A 17,953-nucleotide genomic window follows, 5' to 3' on the forward strand; every position below is an offset into this window, starting at 1 on the left:
CAACGGATCCGTGTGTCGTCTTTGCGCCGGCTGATCCCAAACCACCCACATTCACAAGAAACCTGCTTGAACCATTTCATCGGATCCGCACCTCCAAGATCTGCTCGGGCTTGAAGACCCGCGGGAAGGCGATCCAGGTTTTTGTATAGCCCTCCCTGTGCCATAGTGGTGCAACGTCTTTGGGGTTTCGGCTCGAAAACTGCATCAAGCCACACTCCTCCGGGCCTGTGACTGACAGCCAGTAGATGAAATCTATGGATTCCGTATCGGTCTGAATGTATAGACGCGGGGCCCGGAACAGTCCGTCGGTTTGCCAGAGTTTGCACCTGAACCAAATTAATGTATCTTGGGATGCGACAATTTCTTGTTGGACATGCCCGCATACCCGCCTCTTTGCAGCCCGCAAAGCCGCGATGTCTTGCTCCAGATCGGCTCGGACGACATAGGGATATTCAGAGACGATCTCTATAACGACTCCATCATCGTTTGTGGCGGACCACTGACCTTGTGCCGCCGGTAGGGCGCAGAGGAGGATGTACGAGACGAGAAGAAACAAAATGAATAGAACTGCATCGCCTATGGATTTGCGCATGGCTAGTCCCATCCATTGCAGTCTGGATCCAGACCGCGTTGTTCAAACAATTCCAACATGAGACAAATGCGCAGGAGGCCAGGCACGTACTCCCAGCCGTGTGGAAGACTACTGCAATCGAGAGCGGCCACTGGCAGGACCGCCATAAAAAGCACCAACGCAATGAGCAGAACAGCGATAAGTTTCATAATTCCTCTCCTCTTTAATCACGGCTGGAGGCTAAAGCCCTCAGACCGCTTCCCTTCGGAGGCCTCCAGCCGTATCCCGGAGGGCGCCGCTCCTTCACTCCCGAACCATCCGAGATCCACACAACTTCACCGCTCGGCGCCCTCGGGGTTGGGTTGGGGACGGGTTGACGAAACCCGCCCCCGTGGATGAACCATGTCGCTTCACCCCGCATGGGGGCTTTCATAGGCACATGGGCAGGGCCCTCCTCTGAGGCTGAAACCGATAGAGGGAAAAGCTGTCATTGTTTCGGGCTCCTACTTCCTAGTGGGAGAGGGTTCGGCCGCGGCCGCGGTGGCAAGGTTGCCAGGCGAATAGCCCAGGCGCCGGAGGACTTCTTGACGTTCCTTCAGAAATTTATGCCGAGCTCTGGCGTCTTTGACGCAGCTGGCAGCCTTTAGATAGAGCTCGATGGTGTAGAGGCGGTTTCGGTGATGCTGAATGTCTTTACTTTGGGGATTGTAGACGGTGATACAGTCTGTCGAGTCCATGGTAGCCTCCTGTGAGGCCCCACGGATCGCTAACCTATTGATATTGCTGAAGGTATATAGTCTTCGTCCGTATCACATGCGGGCTCGTTGGGCTCATAACCCAAAGGTCGTAGGTTCGAATCCTGCCCCCGCTAAGCTCTTGAAAGAGGACCTCCCGGTGCCGTTTTGCGGCATCGGGAGTTTCTTTATCCCGTTCGGTCCGGGAGAATCGGCTCTCATTCTTCAGACCACGGGCCCGGGGCCCGCCAGCGGCTTCTGAACTCCCGACCCTCATGGAGCGCTTCGGCAACCGGCCCAAGGAAGTCTGAAAGGGCCTGGATCACTTCCTTCAGTTCGCTGGGTGCTTCCCATAGCAGATTCTTCCTTAGAAATCCTCGCCATTGCGCGGCTTTCGACAAATCCGCCGCAAACTCATCTGTCAGGGCCGCCGGTCGTAGAACGAAGTCCTGGCCCCGTCGAGCAAACGTCTCGCGGATGGCCGCCGCCAGGACACCACCGTCAAAGTCGAACCGGCGCGACAGCGACCAAACATCAAAGAAATCCCTCATTCGGCTGTTGAGAATCCCCCGGCGAACCATCGTGTGGAACTTCTCGGCGATCACACTCTCCCTCGTGTACGCGCGAACCCGGGGAGCCGGCAGATCGAGCAGCGTTGGATAAACGACCATCACCGGAGCCGGCACGACAGCGTCGCCGAAGCCCACGTCGATCTGCATTGACACTCGAGCCGTACCGAGATTTCCCCGAAAGCGGACGCGCACTCCTTCGTACTCGGCCTCCTCTGCGATTCGGGCCCCCATCACGGTGTCTGTGTTGAACTCCAGGCCATCCGGCTCAACCTCCTGACGGCACACTTCTTTGACGATCGTCACGATTCGATCCACATCGTTGGCCACATTGCCCAGGAGGTCGATGTCGCTGGTAGGGCGCGTGAGCGAGATTTCCCACGTCGCCAGCATGAGCGCTCCCTTCAAGACGAATCGCTCGCCATGCGGGGACACCGACAGCCGGAACAGGAATCTCTCCATGGCAAAGTACTGGAGCAGCTCATTGAACGGCCGGCCGGATTCCCTCGCCCTGTTCAGGAGGCGTTGTTGCACCGACGCGGCGATGTTCGTGACGTTCCGCGCCACTACAGAATCGCCTCCAGGTAGGGCCGGATCACCTTCTTCACGCGGCAGATCGAAGCGTAGTGCATGAGGTCATCCACCCCGATACTCCCCCGTTCGCGATAGGACCGGAGCGCCTCGACCACCGTGTCGAGGCCAATCCTGTTGCGGAACTTGAAGCAGTCGGCGAGCGTCTTCTCCGGGCTGTAGATGCGCACATCAACACCGTCGATCTCGTGAATCTCTACACCCTCGGTGAACGACTCGCCGGTGAACCGGTAGATTTTGAGGGGAGGATGCTCCAGCCGTGGCTCCTCGGATCCGCCCGCGAGCGCCACGTGTACCTCGTGGGGAATTTGAGTCGTCATCTCATGAAACGAGAGCGCGGATATGAGACAGATCACACCGCCCGGTATCCGGGTCGCGACGGTCACAAGGTCCGGGTTGCCTAGTGGCGGGCTGCTCGCGAGGCGATAAGCACCACGGCTCACCCTTTCCAGAAGCCCCGAGTCTCGCATAGCGTACAGCGTGCGCGGGTGGATGCCCGAGCGAAGAGCCTCCGCCGTACGGAGTACCCCCCCATGCTTCTTGAAGATCTCCGCAGCCTTGTCGAACCTGTCGGCTTGCATTAGGATACCTCGAGCCGGAGCGGATAAAAATACCTACAGAAATCAATATCCATAGGTAATTCTATCCACCCTAATCCCCCCGTCAAGGAGCAAAGACCGGACAACCGAGCAAGGACGCCCGCACAGGGCCCCACGTGGTTCGCGGACCCCAGCTCGACGCCGGTCTGGGTCACGGTCTACCGCGCCCACCCTGCAACCGCACGCCTCCTGCGACTGCATGTTTCTCAGAGATCGCCTGTGGGAGATAGCTTCTCTTCCGGCGGCCTGGGCAAACCCACCAGAGAGGGAGCGACCACCCTGAGGACGGCGAGGAGGATTGACATCTCGCGGAGACTCGGTATGCTCTCTTCCTGTGCTGGGAGTGACTTCAGATCACTCGGAAGAAAGGAGGCGTGGCGTGACAACGAGTCGGCGAGCTGCATGGGCCGGGCTGCGCCCCCGGGAGGACGACTGCTGAGATCGGGTTGATCCCCTTTGACCCGCAAGTCTGCCAGCTTCCCGTAACGGGAGGCTGTTTTCGTCTCCCCGACGCCCCCCCCCTGAAGGGTCGACGGTGAACCTTCGCCACTTCTCGATTTGCCAACTAGCAAGCCGCGAGTCGGCTTGTCATCAATCGCGGGTTCGTCATCCAGAAAGGAGGTGAAGCTTGGAGAATCGACAAGAACACGTTCAGGGCATGAATCGGAAACCACAGAGGAGAATGCTATGGAATTCGAACACCTCGTTTCTCAGATGGTCGACAACGCACAACGCATTCGGGCGCTCGCCGAGCCCGTCTCGATGGAACAGGCGCGCTGGAGACCCGATCCTGAATCCTGGTCGATCCTGGAGGTAGTGAACCACATGCATGACGTGGAGCATGCGGACTTCCGCACCTTCCTGGATCTTGCCCTCCATCGCCCCAACGAACGGCGCCCCCGGATCTCCCCGGAGGCCTGGGTGACTGAGCGCAGATACAACGAGCGCGATCTCACCGAATCCCTGCAGGGCTACTTGGCGGCGCGGGAGGAGTCAGTCGCTTGGCTACGGACCCTGGCCTCACCGGATTGGGAGGCGGTCTACCCGGCTCCCTGGGGACCCATCAAGTCTGGTGACGTCTTCGCCGCCTGGGTGGCGCATGATGTGCTGCACATGCGTCAGCTCGTGAAGCTTCATTGGGCATTCACGATCCGCGAGGTTGGTCCCTTCAGCACGGACTACGCCGGGGACTGGTAGTCGCAGGAGGACGGATGCAATGGGCGGGGCTAACGCCCCGCCTGATGCGTCGGCAGAAACACCCTGGGATCTCGCCGTCGACCGGATGACCATTCCCCACCTCAGTCCTCCGCTATCTCACCCCCACCGGCACCAACGCCTTCCCTCGCCTCTCAAACGCCACCCGGACCACATCCGGCTCACGCCCCAAACTCCTTTTTTGGACTTCGTAGAGGACCCCCGCTACATTCATAAAACTCCCGCTACCGTTCTCATGCGGCAGTGGGAGTTTTTTGGTCCGAGGCTCTAACCCTCTCCACTCACTCGCCCTCCCCAGGAAAGCCCCACCACTTCAATAACTGCAGAAGCGGATGTGGAGATCCTCCCTGAGATCGGTTCAATCAAGAGAGACGAACATTCTCTGTCTGCAATTCACTCTCAAAAACTAGCGCTTTATGCTTGTTTTTGCCATTGATTTGTAGCTTCTTTTGCACAGGTTTCTCGATTCACTTGCATAAGTTAGCGAAATGCGCTAGTTTTTGCTAGAAATTTGCCGATCCTGAATACAGGAGGGATAGCTAGAATGGCGACGAAACCTGCCATGTCGACCTGGGTGGAGCAGCTTCAATCAATTGGCTGCTACACCTTTACGCGCTCCCGGGCCGAATCTGAAACGGAACGCTCGTTCGTGGCCGCCCAGACGGCACTGCGGAGGTTGAAGGAGCGACGGAGAATCGTCTCCCCCAGGCGCGGATTCTACGTCATCGTTCCTCCAGAGTATCGAGCGACCGGTTCGCCACCAGCCAGCTGGTTCATCGACGAGCTTATGGGCCACCTCGACCAGCCCTACTACGTGGGGCTGCTCAGCGCCGCGGCGATCCATGGCGCGTCCCACCAGCAGCCCATGGTCTTTCAGGTCGTGACCAGCAAGCCTACGCGCGAGATGAGTGCCGGCAAGGTCACCATCCAGTTCTGCATGAACAGCAAAGTCGAGCAGATGCCGGTGACGGAAAGGCAGACCGAGACGGGCATGATGCGTGTCGCCACTCCCGAGACCACCGCGTTCGACCTCGTCCGCTACCAGGCCGGGGCCGGACAACTGAGCAATGCAGCAACGGTCCTTGCCGAGCTGGCAGAGCGAATCGACACCCAGGCCTTGGTCAGGATCGCGCACCTTGTGCGGCTTCCGGACGTCCAGCGCCTCGGGTACTTGCTTGATGCAGTCGGCGAAAGTGATCTCGCTGGTCCACTAGCGGGATGGCTCAAGGCACGAAAACCCCGCACGGTCCCGCTACGTTCCGGAGAGCCAGCGGAAGTCGCGATCAATGACCGGTGGCGCATTCTGCCCAATACCGAATTGGAGGTTGACGTTTGATTCCGCGCGCCAACATCACCGCCTGGCGTACTCACGCGCCCTGGCCATCCAACGAGCAGGTCGAACAAGACCTGGTACTATCGCGGGCTTTGGTGTCCATGTTCACGCGAGAGATCGTGTCCACCCAAGCCACCTTCCTTCGAAACATCCTTTCAGCCGGTGACGACCATGAGACTGAAGATCGAGATCAATACCCGGGAGCATTTTTCTGATCTGCCAGTTGATCTCAAGGTTGCCTGGCGAGCCATGGAAGGGGGCGGGATGATGCCGTTGCGCGCCCGGTCATTCCGCCTCTTGACCAGAGGGCGCTCCAGAGGCGCTTGGGCAGACAGACGGCCCCATCAACGGCACCCACGGGCGTCCCTTCGTCTAGGCGATATCTTCCGTCGTCAATACTGACTTCCCATCAGCGCCGGATTAGAACCATCTCCGCACTCACTTGCTCGAATCCCACCATTTCTGGCGATGCACGGCGGACCATGGGACGGCCATGCCCCGAGATCGCTTTTGCAGCGCCGTTCCTCCATAGACGACAAAACTCCGAACGGCACGCCTCAGGCTTGAGGACGCGACCCACGACGCGAAGGCCTCGATTCCGTCGAAGAAGTCTGCTGCCATCGTGGCGCCTGACTTGGTTTCCACGGCGAGGATCGTCCGGGCGAGTTCCACCAAAAGGTCGACCTCCAGTCCCTTCCGATCGCGGAAGAAGGAAAGATGGGGCTGCAGGCCTCGATGGACCCTGGATTTGACTATTTCCGAGACCGCCCACGTTTCAAAGATGGCGCCCCGCAGGGGATGGTCGCGGAGTTGCCGGGGCGTCTGGATGCCAAGCAGATGGCAGACGAGGCCAGAGTCAAGAAAATGCAGCTTGGGAGTCTTGATCAGGCGCTTCGAGACATTGGCATGAAATGGCGGCAGGCGCCAGATCACGTAGCCCGCCTCCAACACGGAGAGCCATGACCTTGCTGTTCCGTGGGTCACCCCGGCATCCGCGCCCAGCGAAGACAGATTCACCAACTGGCCTGCTCGACCTGCACAGAGCCGCAGAAAGGTCCGGAAGGCAATCAGGTTTCCGACATTCAGAACCGATCGGACATCCCTCTCCAAATACGTGGAGACATAGCTGGGATACCACTCCTGTGTATCGAGCCGACGATCGTAAACGGCCGGATAGCTGCCCCGCAGCAAGAGTTCATAGAGATCCTGTGGACTCTTGGGAAAACGCTCCACCTCATCCAAACCCAGGGGCAAGAGCTCAAGGAGCGCTGTTCTCCCCGCGAGCGATTGCCCTAGCGACTGCAGGAGCGCGAAGTTCGCCGACCCGGTCAGGATGAAACTTCCCCGAATCGGACGCTCATCCACCATGCTCTGTAAATAGGACAGCAATTCAGGAACGCGGTGGATTTCATCCAGCACCGCACCCTTGCGGCGCTCGGCAAGGAATCCGCGCGGGTCCTCGCGGGCGTAATCCTGCATGTCTGGCGCCTCGAGCGACACATACGGCTTCTCGGGAAAGACCTCCCGACAGAGCGTCGTCTTACCTGACTGACGCGGCCCGGTTATCGTGACGACAGGAAACTTCCGGGCCATGCGGCGTAATTGAGTCTCGAGGGTCCGGGTAATCATGAAAGGCATGCTATCTCGGTCGGGGCTGATTGTCAATTGCATTTCCAATTAGCCCCGCAGTACCCAATGGCAAGCAAGAAGCCCGGACACCCGCTTTCGCGTTTCTGGGGCAGGAGCAGCTGGGTGTGCTGTCGGCGTGACTGCCGGCGAACTCTCCCGAGGACCCGGTGGCCGGGGTGGGGGATTTTGGTCCTCGGTAGAGTGCGAGCCGGTGGCCACCCCGGCGGATTTTAAAACGTGCGCACAGCATCGAATCGTCCTCCGATCTACCCCCGCACGCCGGGAGATCTCCCTGCAGCTGACTCCGCAACTGACCAGCCTTTCTATAGTTATGCGTAAATGATTCTTCAAGATGTTCACTCCTCTCCCCCCTCCTACTGGTGAGGGGCTTAGGGTAACGGTCCGTCGCGACGCTGGCGATCAGATCCTGCTCAGGTCAAATCAGGCTGGGGGATTTTGGGGTGGCCACAGGTGGAGGAGTTTGGGTGGCTGCCGGGGGGCTGGCAAATTCCAGGAATTTGATCTCAAAAGCTCAAATTGATGGAAATCCTCGAAATTTCCCTTTTCTCCTGCGGATTCTTCTTTTCTTCTTTTCTTCTTTTCTTCTCTTCTTCTTTTCTTCTTTTCACCTTTTTTCCCCTCAGGAAAAGGCATCAGACACCGGGAAACATTGATATCATACTGATTTATAATAAATTAAGAACTTCTTACGTCTCTCCTATCGGATTCCCGCACACTGCCAAACCCGCACCAAAACTGCGGAATCCGCAGTCGAAGCGGTGCCGACTAAAACCCCATCCACTTATACTACAATCAATTACCCGACGGCATACTTCCTGCGCTAGAATGATCCAGATGAGTCATCCAGTGGATCGGGCAACGCTGAGCGGCGGCTGGTTAGGCTAGGAGTGACCTTATGAAAAAACTTGTGATTCCCGTAGTGGTCGTGGTGGTGGCGGCGGCGCTCATCGTTGTGGGGATGACGTTCTTCCGGCACCGCGACGACATCGACTACCGCCTGGTCGAGGTGACGCGCGCCGATGTGCGCACCACCGTCACGAGCACGGGAACCTTGCAGGCGATTACAACCGTTCAGGTCGGAACCCAGGTGTCGGGGGAGGTCTCCGAGATCTACGTAGACTTTAACGATCACGTCACAAAGGGACAGCTGATCGCCCGCATCGATCCCGTGCTCCTGGAGCAGGCGGTCCGCTCGGCCCAGGCCGATCTCGCCCGCAATCAGGCCGAGCTCGACCAGGACCAGCGCGAGTTCGATCGGATCGCGCGGCTCTACGAGCGCAAGGCCGCCACCGAGAGCGAGTACAACACCGCCCAGTACAGGGTCGATGTGGCCAAGGCCTCGCTCGAATCGGCCGGGATCGGTCTCGAGCGGGCGCGACGCAACCTCGGCTACAGCGAGATCCGCTCCCCCGTTGACGGTGTCGTGCTCGACCGCACGGTGGATAAGGGGCAAACGGTGGCGGCGAGCCTCTCCGCGCCGCAGCTCTTCCTCATCGCGGAGGATCTCTCCAAGATGGAGATCCTCGCCTCGGTGGACGAGAGCGACATCGGGAAAATCAAGGAAGGCCAAGCCGTGGAGTTCACCGTGCAGGCCTATCCCGACTCGACCTTTCCGGGAACGGTGAACCAGGTGCGCCTCAAGTCGACAAACCAGGAGAATGTGGTCAACTACGTCGTCTCCATCACGGTGGCCAATCCCACCGGACGGCTCCTGCCCGGCATGACCGCCACCGTGGAGTTCATCGTCGCCGAGGCCAAAAACGTACTGCGGGTCCCCAATGCCGCTCTCCGCTTCCGCGCCACCGATGAGATGCTGGCCGAGCTGCGCCAGCGCCGGCAGACGGCGGATGCCGATAGCAGCATGGGCGGAAGGCCCCGCGGCGACAGAATCCGCCGTCCCCACGCGCAGGGCACGGCGGAGCGCGCCATGCTTTGGACCCTCGACGAGAACGGCAAACCCACTGCTCTCTTCGCCCGCACGGGAATCACCGATGGTCAGTACACCGAGTTGATGGGTCAAAAGATCGAGGAGGGCACGCAGCTCATCGCGGCGATCGTGAAATCGTCCGCGGCGACGGCTTCCACCAATCCATTCCAACAAGAACAACCGTCCGGGGGGCGCCGTCCCCCGCCCGGGCTCTAGGGAGATCAGCGCCATGGCATCGCAGGCGGTCATCGAAACCCGGGATCTGGTGAAAATCTATCGGATGGGAAGCACCGAGGTGCCGGCCCTGCGCGGGGTTTCGTTCCGCGTGGATCCCGGGGAGATGATCGCCATCATGGGCGCCTCCGGGTCGGGCAAGTCGACGCTCATGAACATCCTCGGCTGCCTCGATCGTCCAACATCGGGGAGCTACCGGCTCGACGGGATGCGCGTGGAAGAGCTCGGCCGCAGCGGCCTTGCCGACATCCGCAATCAAAAGATCGGATTCGTCTTTCAAACCTTCAACCTTCTCCCCCGCACCAGCGCGCTGGAGAATGTAGAACTGCCGCTCCTCTACGACCGCTCCGGACGCAAGATGATCACACGGGCGGCGGCCGCAACGGCCCTTGAACGCGTTGGGCTCGGCGACCGGATGGAGCACGAGCCGTCCGAACTCTCCGGCGGCCAGCAACAGCGCGTGGCCATCGCCCGCGCCCTGGTTACACGGCCGGCGCTGCTGCTCGCCGATGAACCAACGGGCAACCTCGACACCCGCACTTCGATTGAGGTCATGGCCCTCTTCCAGGAACTGAATCGTGAGGGCATGACGACCATCCTCGTGACCCACGAGCACGACATCGCCGGATATGCCCGCCGGGTCATCGAGCTGCGCGACGGGCGGATCCTGCGCGACGCGGCGGTGGAAAAGCAACGCATCGCCTCCGAGGATCTTTCACATTCACCCATCGTCGTCGAAGGAGACGCGCCGTGAAATCGATCAACCTCATCCGCATCGCCGGCCACAGCATTTTGAAGAACAAGATGCGGGCGCTGCTCACCATGCTCGGTATCGTGATCGGCGTGGGGGCGGTCATCCTCATGGTCGCCATCGGCCAGGGGGCCACCAAGCAAATCGAGGCCACCGTGCAGGGGCTCGGCACCAACATGCTGGTCATCACTCCCGGCGCGGCCACCGCCGGCGGCGTGAGCCAGGGGGCGAACACCTTCAATCGTCTCACCATCGAGGATGCTGAGATGCTCCGTGAGCAGAGTTACTTGCTGGCCGCTGTCTCCCCGGTGGTGACCACGCGCAGTCAGATCGTCGGCGGCCAGGGGAATTGGCGCGCCTTCATCTTCGGCGTCCACACCGACTACCAGATCATCCGCGATTGGCCCGTGGAGTTCGGGGTCTTCTTCGATCAAGGCGACATCAAAGCGATACGGAAGGTCGCCGTCTTGGGAAATACGGTGGCGATCAATCTCTTCGGCGACGAGGATCCCATCGGGCAGCAGATCCGGATCCGCAATGTGCCGTTCACGGTGGTCGGCGTGCTCACGCAGAAGGGGCAAACCGCATCGGGGGACGACCAGGACGACATCGTTCTCGCTCCCTATACGACGGTGCAGAACCGGCTCTCGGGACATCAGTTCATCACCCAGATCCTGGCCAGCACCTTTTCGCCGGATGAGATTGAGGCCGGCCAGGAGGAGATCCGCTCGATTATGCGTGACGCGCACGGATTGAGCGAGAGCCAGGGCGATGATTTCACCGTGCGCAACCAGGCAGAGCTCGCCGAAACGGCGGCCCAAACGACCCAGGTGATGACGCTGCTGCTCTCGGCCATCGCGGGCATCTCCCTCGTCGTCGGCGGGATCGGCATCATGAACATTATGCTCGTCTCGGTCACCGAGCGGACGCGCGAGATCGGACTGCGCATGGCCCTCGGCGCGCGGGGAAGCGACATCCTCACCCAATTCCTCGTTGAGAGCATCGTGCTGAGCTCCGCGGGCGGCCTCATCGGCGTGGCCGTGGGGATCGCCGGCGGCCTGCTGCTCGGTTCGTTCACCGGCTGGGCCATCGCCATATCCCCCCTCACCGTGCTCATCGCCCTGGCGTTCGCGGGCTCGGTGGGCGTGTTCTTCGGCTTCTACCCGGCGCGACGCGCGGCGGCCCTCGACCCCATCGACGCCCTCAGGTACGAATGATGAAGATAAATGCAGAGAAAACGTTTTTGTTAAACCATGCGATCATGGCGATCCCGGGCCTGCGGCGCTGTGCGGGCATCGCCGCCGCGCTCCTGTTCGCGCTCAGCGCCATCGCCCCGTGCGCTCAGGCCGCGGCGCGCACGATCACATTTGAGCAGGCGGTCGATATCGCCCTCGAACGGAACCTCTCGCTGCTGCTGGCCGACAACCAGCGCGAGCTCAACGACATTTCCGTCTCCGATGCGCGCTGGCGCTTCTTTCCCGACCTGCGCTTCAGCCTTTCGCGCAGCCTGTCGGCCGACAAATCCCAGACGGATGGTGGAAGCTCGGACTGGTCGACCGGAACCTCCATGAGCGCCGGTCTCTCATCCGGCATCACGCTTTTCAACGGATTCGCCAACGTCTCCAGCCTGCGCCAGGCCCGTTTCGAACAGGCGGCGGGCGAGCTCAACTACGAGCGGGCGCGCCAGACCACGGTTTTCCAAATCATCAGCGACTACCTCGCCTTGATCGAAGCAACGGAGCAGGAGCGGGTTCGCCGGGAGAACCTCGCCGCCCAGGAGGAGCAGATCGAAAAGGTGCGCGCCCTGGTTGATGAGGGGGAGCGCCCGATCAACGAGCTGTATCAGCAGGAAGCCAATGTGGCGTCGGCGCGGCTTGCCCTGGTGGAGGCGCAACGCACCCTCGAACTGAGCCGCGTCGATCTGATTCAGACATTGCACCTCGATCCTCTGGCGGAGATCGAGTTTATCATTCCCCCCACCGGCGCCCTCGAGCCCGGCGGGGAACCGCAACCCTACGCGGACTTGATGGAGACCGCGAGCCACGTGCGCGCGGATCTCGCCGCCGAGGTGAATTATCTCGCGGCGGACAAAGAGCAGCTGACTCAGGCCAAGGCGGACCGGTGGCCCACCCTGTCGCTTTCAGGAAGCTTCTCGAGCCGCTACTCTGATTCCCAGACGGGAGGGCTCTTCACGCAATTCGATGAACGGCAGTCGGCCGGGTTAGGACTTTCACTTTCCTACCCACTCTTCAACCGCATGCAGACGCGCCATGCGATCCAGCGGGCCAAGATTGCTTTGAAGAACGCTGAGATCGGAATGGACGGACTGCGGCAGGATGTCGCCCTGCAAATTCGGCGCGCGGTGCTCGACCGCGACGCCGCGCGCGAGTCGATGAAGGCCGCAACGGCGCGGGTCACGGCCGCACGCGAGGCGCTCACCTATATCAATGAACGCTATCTCGCGGGCGCGTCCACCCTCTTCGAAGTCACCTTGGCCCAGGCCGAGCTCATCTCCGCGGAGAGCGGTGAAGTGAGCACACGCTACCGTCTTCTGTGGCAGAATCGCCTGGTCGACTACTACGTTGGGACGCTCGATCCCGATGCCGGGCTGGGAAATTGACCGGCGGCGCGGGCCGCTACGGTGGAACACCGGATGCAAACAATGATGGGCAAGCCGGCCGGCGGGAAAATTCGGTGGAGCTGGGGCCTCCTGGCCAGCGCGGTGATCCTGGGCGTGGCGCTGATCATCGCCTCCTGGTCGAATGACCGCAGCGCCCGCGAGGCGGCTCAGGCCCTGCATAACGGCCAGGCCCGTGTCTTCGAGCGGGCCATCTTCGGCGCACTGCGCAATGCGGAGCGGGAAGAATCTCCCGACCTACAAGCCACCGCCGACAGCCTGCTCATTGATTACAGCACTGAGGGTCTGCGCTACATCGTCCTCATCGGCCCCGACAATAAGAGAGCGGCCGCGGGAATATCGGTCGCCGAGAACGACTCTATCGGTGTCGAAGAACTCCGATACCGCCTGACCACCATCGGATCGCGCGTGCGCGTCGCGCTCTTCCGCCATCCGTCGGGATCGAACTCTGCGGATGGACGGCCGCCGGAACAGGCCTCCCCCGCCGATGCAACGCCGGCGCCCCGCGAGGACGACGACCATCGGCGACGCGACATCCGTCCCGCGGGCGTGATCTTCGAGTTCGAGCCGGTCGCCGCGATGCGGCTCGTCGAGCGTGCGCGCGGACTCATGCTCTTCGGTATGGCCGCGGCCATCGCCATGCTCGCGGTGGCCTTCGTCTCGTGGAACATGTCGCGCCGCTATGAGCGCGCGCTGCGCCACATGGAGGACCAGCGGCGCCTGAGCCTCCTGGGTGAGATGTCGGCGGTGCTGGCCCACGAAATCCGCAATCCGCTCGCCTCACTCAAGGGACACGCGCAGCTCCTGGTCGAGAAGCTCCCACCGGGCGGATTGGAGCTGCGTAAGGCCGAGACCGTTGTGCGGGAGGCGACGCGACTCGAGGCGCTGACCTCAGACCTGCTGGACTTCGTGCGCCTGGGGCCGGTCAAACGCGCGCCGGCCGATCCCACGGCCCTCGTGCAAACATCCATCGAGGAGGTCGATCCCGACGGATTCGAGCTGCAGGCCGGCGCCGCGCCGGAAAGCTGGCTCTTCGACGCGGATCGCATGCGGCAGGTCATGGTAAACCTCCTGCGCAACGCGCGCCAATCATCGCCGGCGGAGGCGCCTCCTCCGGTGGTGACGCTGTCGGCCTCCGCCGGCAGGCTTATCATCGAGGTAAGGGACCACGGCGCGGGCCTCCCCGCCGGGGACGAGCAGCACATCTTCGACCCCTTCTTCACCACTCGGGCCACCGGGACCGGTTTGGGGCTGGCGGTCGCACGCCGCATCGTCGAGCATCATGGCGGGAAGCTCTCCGCCGCCAATCACCCCAAGGGCGGGGCCGTCTTTCGCGTCGAGCTCCCGGAGAGGAGTTGAGCGTATGGCCGTCATCTTGATCGTCGATGACGAAGCGGGAATCCGCGCCTTCATCGCCGAAGCCCTGGCCGAGGAGGGGTATCTGACGGTTGAGGCCGCGGATGGGAGTGCCGCCGTCGAGAAACTCCGTCGGCGTGGATTCGATCTGGTTCTGACCGACCTGCGCATGCCGGGGCCGGTGGATGGGATGGCGCTGGTGCGGATGCTCCGCGCCGAGCAGCCGGATGTGGAGATCATCGTGCTCACCGCCCACGGCACCGTCGATTCGGCGGTGGAGGCGATGAAGCTCGGCGCCTTCGACTACCTGCAGAAGCCGGTCTCAAGCCCGGGGCAGCTCCGGATGGTGGTGTCGCGTGCTCTGGAACGGCGGCGGCTCCTCGCCATTCGGGATCGCACGTCACGCGAGATCTCCGCCCTGCCTCCTTTGTTTTACAGCGACCCCGCCATGCAGCCGGTGGTCCGCGCCGTCGAGAAGGTCGCCCCCACTGCGAGCACGGTCCTCATCCTGGGTGACAGCGGGACGGGGAAGGAAATTGTCGCCCGCACACTCCACCGGCTAAGCGCCCGCCGGGACGGTCCCTTCGTGCCGATCAACTGCGCTGCAATCTCCGAATCACTCATGGAGAGCGAAATCTTCGGCCACGAGAAAGGGGCTTTCACAGGCGCCACCGCGGCCCGCCGCGGACGGCTCGAACTGGCCGACGGCGGCACCCTATTCCTCGATGAGATCGGCGAGCTGAAGGCATCCCTGCAATCGAAGCTGCTGCGTGTGATCGAGGACGGCCGCTTCGAGCGCGTCGGAGGGACCCGGACTCTTCAGGCCGACGTGCGCTGGATCGCGGCGACAAACCGCGACATTGAAGCGATGGTGGCCTCGGGCGCCTTCCGCGAGGACCTGTATCATCGCCTCGCGGTTTTTCCGATCCGTCTGCCGGCCTTGCGCGAGCGGCCGGCCGACATCGTACCCCTCGCGGAGGGGCTGCTCGCCCGGATCGCGGCCGAGATGGGGCGCCCCGGGCTGCGTCTGAGCGACGACGCACGCGCGCGCATCCGGTCCGCGTACTGGCCGGGCAACATCCGCAGCCTGGCCAACGCCCTCGAGCGTGCGGCCATTCTGGCGGAAGGCGACACGATCGAAGGGAAGAGCGTTGTGCCTAGCACTCCGAACCCGAAGCGCGGGAGCGACGGGGTCCGAACCATGGCTGAGATCGAGGCGGAAGCCATCCGCCGCGCCCTCGACGATATGGATGGAAACCGGCGGCTGGCCGCCGAACGGCTGGGGATCGGCCTCCGCACGCTTTACGAAAAGCTCAAGCGGCACGGGATCTCGTAGTCCCGATCCCGGATTTCCAGGCAGACCGAAATCCGGGCGTCGGCCACCGGTTTTATCATCAACTTCTGGTTTTCGCCCCCCTGATGGAGTATCCTCGTTGTGAAGTGAGATTTGTCTTTGTTCTTCCCGAGGAGGTGAACCATGTTACTTTTTTCGACTGTGTATCGGGTTGCGGTGACGGCGTTCTTGATTTGCATCGGGCTGGCGCTCCCCTTCGCCGGAACGGCCCAGAATTGTTTGGATTATTCCGAGACCCTGCACTGGTCCAACGCTGTGGAAACCACCGGCCTGGCTGAAGCCGTCGCGCTGGACGGGAACCTCGGCTATACCGCCAACGGATCCGATGACGGGGACGGGGGGAGCATCTCCATCCTGGACATGACGATTCTCCGGGCCCCCCAGATTCTCAGCACCCTCTACACCCCCGGTTTCGCCCTCGACATCGACGAGGAGGCAGGTGTCATCTGCGTCGCGGATGGCTCTTGCGGGCTCACCATCGTCGAGGCGGCCAACCCGGCCGACCCCTCCATCATCGGGCGGCTTGAGGATCTAGGATTTGTTCAATGCGTTGCGCTGACCGGCTCCATCGCCCTGGTCGGATCGCACGCGCTCTACGCCGTCGATGTCGCGTCGCCGGCATCCCCCGTGATCCTGGACCAGATCGAAGCGCCCGGCTGCTCCCAGATCGTCATCGAAGGGACGCGGGCCTACGTCTCCAGCAACTGCTGCGGTTTCCGGATCTTTGACATCGAGGATCCAGGCGATCTCCGCTTGCTCGGCTCGTTCGATGTGACCTGCCGTACGAGCGGCTTGGCCGTTTCCCTCCCGTACGTCACTTTCGCTGGGTCGACGTACGGCTTCGGGGTCATCGATGTGAGCGATCCGGCCGCGCCGTTCCAGGTCGGCTGGTCGCCGGAGCCGGAATATGCCCAGGGCGCGGCGGTGTGCGGAGGAAGGGCGTACGTCGTCGACGGCCGGGGATTAACGCTGTTCGACATCGAAGATCCGGCCGCACCGATCATGTTGGGATATGTGCCCCTCTCGGAGTCTCCCCACTCGGTGACCCTGGCCGGAGGCTACGCCTTCGTCTCGAGCGGTTATGCCGGCGTGCAGATCGTCAACATCGAACACGACTGGCCGGCCGAGCCGCTTGGAGAGCTGGCGCCGCTCGACCATACGAAAGATGTCGCGGCCTGCGGCGGGTTTGCGTACTTGGCTGAAGGAACCGCGGGTTTGGCTGTGGTCGACCTGGCGGACCCGGCGCTTCCCGTGGTTGTCGGAACGGCCTCGCTCCCGAACTCGACCTCGGCCCGAAATGTCGCCGTGGAGGGTTCACGGAGCTGCATCATCGATTACACCCGCCAGCTTCACACATTCGACGTGAGCGAACCGAGCGAACCCGTGCTGCTCTCGTCGACGCTCCTTCCGGAGTCCCCTTACTCGCTGATTCTGGCCGGCGGCTGGGCCTTCATCCCCTGCGGTGGGAATGGGTTGGTTTTGATCGACATCAGCGGCTCCCGTGGTCCCCAAACAATGTGGGTTTACGACACGCCGGGCTGGGCCTTGGACATCGCCGTCCAGGGTCATCTCGCCTACGTCGTCGACAGCTATGCCCTCATGATCCTGGATGTGACCAACCCGCCGAAGCCCAAACTGGTCGGGCAGTGGAACCAAGCCGCCGATGAGATCTCGGTCGACGGCGACTACGCGTGCCTGAGCAACGGGTACGGCGGTCTCTTCCTTCTGGACATTCGCGATCCCGCGAACCCCTTCCAGGTCGCCGAATGCGACCTCCCCAGTTACACATTGACCGCGACGCTTTCCTGGCCGTACGTGTACAGCTCGAATGCAGAAGGGGGGCTCGTCATCCATCGGGTGGATGATCCGGGCGGTTTCACATTCGCCGGCTCGTACGATCTCCCTCGAAACACCGGGACGGTGACCCGTGAGGGGGATCTTCTCCTCGTTCCCTTGTGGGATGAGGGTCTTCAGATCCTCCGTCCCCAATGCGGCGATGCGGCCGCGGCTCCCGCTGGAGCCGGATGGAATGCGCCGGTCGCCTTCCGGGCGCCGAATCCCTTCTCCGCTCCGGGCGTGATTCGTCTCGAACTCCGGCGGCCCGCCGACGTGACCCTCTCAATCTTCGATGCCTCCGGCCGCTGTATAACCACGCTGGCGGATCGAGCCTACCCCGCGGGGAAGGCGGAGATCATCTGGAATGGGAAGGATCGCCGGGGAAGCGCGGTGAAGCCGGGAGTTTATTTCATGTCTTGCCGGACCAGCGAAGGAACGTCGACGGCGAAGCTGATCCTTGTGCGCTAATCTCAGCGCGCAGCGCTGTGGGGATCGCTGCCCGCCTTGGCTTCCTTGCAACTGACGCCGGGTGCCGCCCAGGTCAGGCCCTTATCAGACTCCCAATGCTGCTAGAAGGCGGCATTGGGAGTTTCTT

General features: G+C 62.0%; 16 protein-coding genes. 9 read left to right on the forward strand and 7 right to left on the reverse strand.

The window, feature by feature from the left end; genetic code table 11:
* Positions 1-76 precede the first annotated feature (76 nt).
* The 6 genes from KJ970_13325 to KJ970_13350 form a co-directional block, all read right to left on the reverse strand.
* Positions 77-592 carry a hypothetical protein gene (locus KJ970_13325; protein ID MBU2691895.1) on the reverse strand — a complete coding sequence of 172 codons (516 nt, stop codon included), beginning with the start codon at positions 590-592 and terminating at the stop codon, positions 77-79.
* A gap of 2 nt (positions 593-594) precedes the next feature.
* Entirely contained in the window at positions 595-780 is a 186-nt protein-coding gene (locus KJ970_13330) for a hypothetical protein (GenBank protein ID MBU2691896.1), read from the reverse strand.
* A 294-nt stretch (positions 781-1,074) separates the two neighbouring features.
* Complete coding sequence (locus tag KJ970_13335; protein MBU2691897.1) at positions 1,075-1,308, reverse strand: hypothetical protein; 234 nt, start codon at positions 1,306-1,308, stop codon at positions 1,075-1,077.
* A gap of 215 nt (positions 1,309-1,523) precedes the next feature.
* Positions 1,524-2,336, reverse strand: a complete 813-nt coding sequence (locus tag KJ970_13340; GenBank protein MBU2691898.1) for a nucleotidyl transferase AbiEii/AbiGii toxin family protein — start codon at positions 2,334-2,336, stop codon at positions 1,524-1,526.
* A gap of 104 nt (positions 2,337-2,440) precedes the next feature.
* Positions 2,441-3,046 (reverse strand): type IV toxin-antitoxin system AbiEi family antitoxin domain-containing protein, encoded by a 606-nt coding sequence (locus tag KJ970_13345; protein MBU2691899.1) that lies wholly within the window; start codon positions 3,044-3,046, stop codon positions 2,441-2,443.
* 224 nt (positions 3,047-3,270) lie between these two features.
* Positions 3,271-3,636: a hypothetical protein gene (locus tag KJ970_13350; protein MBU2691900.1), complete on the reverse strand. Its 366-nt coding sequence runs from the start codon at positions 3,634-3,636 to the stop codon at positions 3,271-3,273.
* A 115-nt stretch (positions 3,637-3,751) separates the two neighbouring features.
* On the opposite strand from KJ970_13350, the gene KJ970_13355 reads away from it, so the two are divergent.
* Both KJ970_13355 and KJ970_13360 read left to right on the forward strand, forming a co-directional pair.
* Positions 3,752-4,261 carry a DinB family protein gene (locus KJ970_13355; GenBank protein MBU2691901.1) on the forward strand — a complete coding sequence of 170 codons (510 nt, stop codon included), beginning with the start codon at positions 3,752-3,754 and terminating at the stop codon, positions 4,259-4,261.
* A 562-nt stretch (positions 4,262-4,823) separates the two neighbouring features.
* Positions 4,824-5,615 carry a type IV toxin-antitoxin system AbiEi family antitoxin gene (locus KJ970_13360; GenBank protein MBU2691902.1) on the forward strand — a complete coding sequence of 264 codons (792 nt, stop codon included), beginning with the start codon at positions 4,824-4,826 and terminating at the stop codon, positions 5,613-5,615.
* Positions 5,616-6,050: 435 nt separating this feature from the next.
* Here KJ970_13360 and KJ970_13365 read toward each other — a convergent pair whose 3' ends face one another.
* Positions 6,051-7,241 (reverse strand): ATP-binding protein, encoded by a 1,191-nt coding sequence (locus KJ970_13365; GenBank protein ID MBU2691903.1) that lies wholly within the window; start codon positions 7,239-7,241, stop codon positions 6,051-6,053.
* A 916-nt stretch (positions 7,242-8,157) separates the two neighbouring features.
* Here KJ970_13365 and KJ970_13370 point away from each other — a divergent pair.
* The 7 genes from KJ970_13370 to KJ970_13400 all read left to right on the forward strand — a co-directional run bounded on the left by KJ970_13370 (position 8,158) and on the right by KJ970_13400 (position 17,826).
* Positions 8,158-9,405, forward strand: coding sequence for an efflux RND transporter periplasmic adaptor subunit (locus KJ970_13370; protein MBU2691904.1), 1,248 nt, complete (start codon positions 8,158-8,160; stop codon positions 9,403-9,405).
* Between the two features lie 13 nt (positions 9,406-9,418).
* Positions 9,419-10,177, forward strand: a complete 759-nt coding sequence (locus KJ970_13375; GenBank protein ID MBU2691905.1) for an ABC transporter ATP-binding protein — start codon at positions 9,419-9,421, stop codon at positions 10,175-10,177.
* Positions 10,174-11,391 carry an ABC transporter permease gene (locus KJ970_13380; GenBank protein MBU2691906.1) on the forward strand — a complete coding sequence of 406 codons (1,218 nt, stop codon included), beginning with the start codon at positions 10,174-10,176 and terminating at the stop codon, positions 11,389-11,391. The genes KJ970_13375 and KJ970_13380 overlap by 4 nt, the downstream gene beginning before the upstream one ends.
* Complete coding sequence (locus tag KJ970_13385) at positions 11,388-12,794, forward strand: TolC family protein (GenBank protein ID MBU2691907.1); 1,407 nt, start codon at positions 11,388-11,390, stop codon at positions 12,792-12,794. The genes KJ970_13380 and KJ970_13385 overlap by 4 nt, the downstream gene beginning before the upstream one ends.
* Positions 12,795-12,836: 42 nt before the next feature.
* The gene (locus KJ970_13390; protein MBU2691908.1) at positions 12,837-14,171 is read left to right on the forward strand and encodes a hypothetical protein; all 1,335 of its coding nucleotides are present in this window, start codon (positions 12,837-12,839) and stop codon (positions 14,169-14,171) included.
* Positions 14,172-14,175: 4 nt separating this feature from the next.
* Positions 14,176-15,504, forward strand: a complete 1,329-nt coding sequence (locus KJ970_13395; GenBank protein ID MBU2691909.1) for a sigma-54 dependent transcriptional regulator — start codon at positions 14,176-14,178, stop codon at positions 15,502-15,504.
* A 141-nt stretch (positions 15,505-15,645) separates the two neighbouring features.
* Entirely contained in the window at positions 15,646-17,826 is a 2,181-nt protein-coding gene (locus tag KJ970_13400) for a T9SS type A sorting domain-containing protein (GenBank protein ID MBU2691910.1), read from the forward strand.
* Positions 17,827-17,953: the final 127 nt, after the last annotated feature.

Source organism: Candidatus Eisenbacteria bacterium (assembly GCA_018831195.1).
GTDB lineage: Bacteria > Eisenbacteria > RBG-16-71-46 > CAIMUX01 > JAHJDP01 > JAHJDP01.

What these genes read in the sequence shown, in the direction of transcription:
- KJ970_13345 (MBU2691899.1), bottom strand. Translation starts at nt 3,046, where the DNA reads ATGCAAGCCGACAGGTTCGACAAGGCTGCGGAGATCTTCAAGAAGCAT.
- KJ970_13390 (MBU2691908.1), top strand. Translation starts at nt 12,837, where the DNA reads ATGATGGGCAAGCCGGCCGGCGGGAAAATTCGGTGGAGCTGGGGCCTC.
- KJ970_13360 (MBU2691902.1), top strand. Translation starts at nt 4,824, where the DNA reads ATGGCGACGAAACCTGCCATGTCGACCTGGGTGGAGCAGCTTCAATCA.
- KJ970_13355 (MBU2691901.1), top strand. Translation starts at nt 3,752, where the DNA reads ATGGAATTCGAACACCTCGTTTCTCAGATGGTCGACAACGCACAACGC.
- KJ970_13385 (MBU2691907.1), top strand. Translation starts at nt 11,388, where the DNA reads ATGATGAAGATAAATGCAGAGAAAACGTTTTTGTTAAACCATGCGATC.
- KJ970_13340 (MBU2691898.1), bottom strand. Translation starts at nt 2,336, where the DNA reads ATGGAGAGATTCCTGTTCCGGCTGTCGGTGTCCCCGCATGGCGAGCGA.
- KJ970_13395 (MBU2691909.1), top strand. Translation starts at nt 14,176, where the DNA reads ATGGCCGTCATCTTGATCGTCGATGACGAAGCGGGAATCCGCGCCTTC.
- KJ970_13330 (MBU2691896.1), bottom strand. Translation starts at nt 780, where the DNA reads ATGAAACTTATCGCTGTTCTGCTCATTGCGTTGGTGCTTTTTATGGCG.
- KJ970_13400 (MBU2691910.1), top strand. Translation starts at nt 15,646, where the DNA reads ATGTTACTTTTTTCGACTGTGTATCGGGTTGCGGTGACGGCGTTCTTG.
- KJ970_13375 (MBU2691905.1), top strand. Translation starts at nt 9,419, where the DNA reads ATGGCATCGCAGGCGGTCATCGAAACCCGGGATCTGGTGAAAATCTAT.
- KJ970_13365 (MBU2691903.1), bottom strand. Translation starts at nt 7,241, where the DNA reads ATGATTACCCGGACCCTCGAGACTCAATTACGCCGCATGGCCCGGAAG.
- KJ970_13335 (MBU2691897.1), bottom strand. Translation starts at nt 1,308, where the DNA reads ATGGACTCGACAGACTGTATCACCGTCTACAATCCCCAAAGTAAAGAC.
- KJ970_13325 (MBU2691895.1), bottom strand. Translation starts at nt 592, where the DNA reads ATGCGCAAATCCATAGGCGATGCAGTTCTATTCATTTTGTTTCTTCTC.
- KJ970_13370 (MBU2691904.1), top strand. Translation starts at nt 8,158, where the DNA reads ATGAAAAAACTTGTGATTCCCGTAGTGGTCGTGGTGGTGGCGGCGGCG.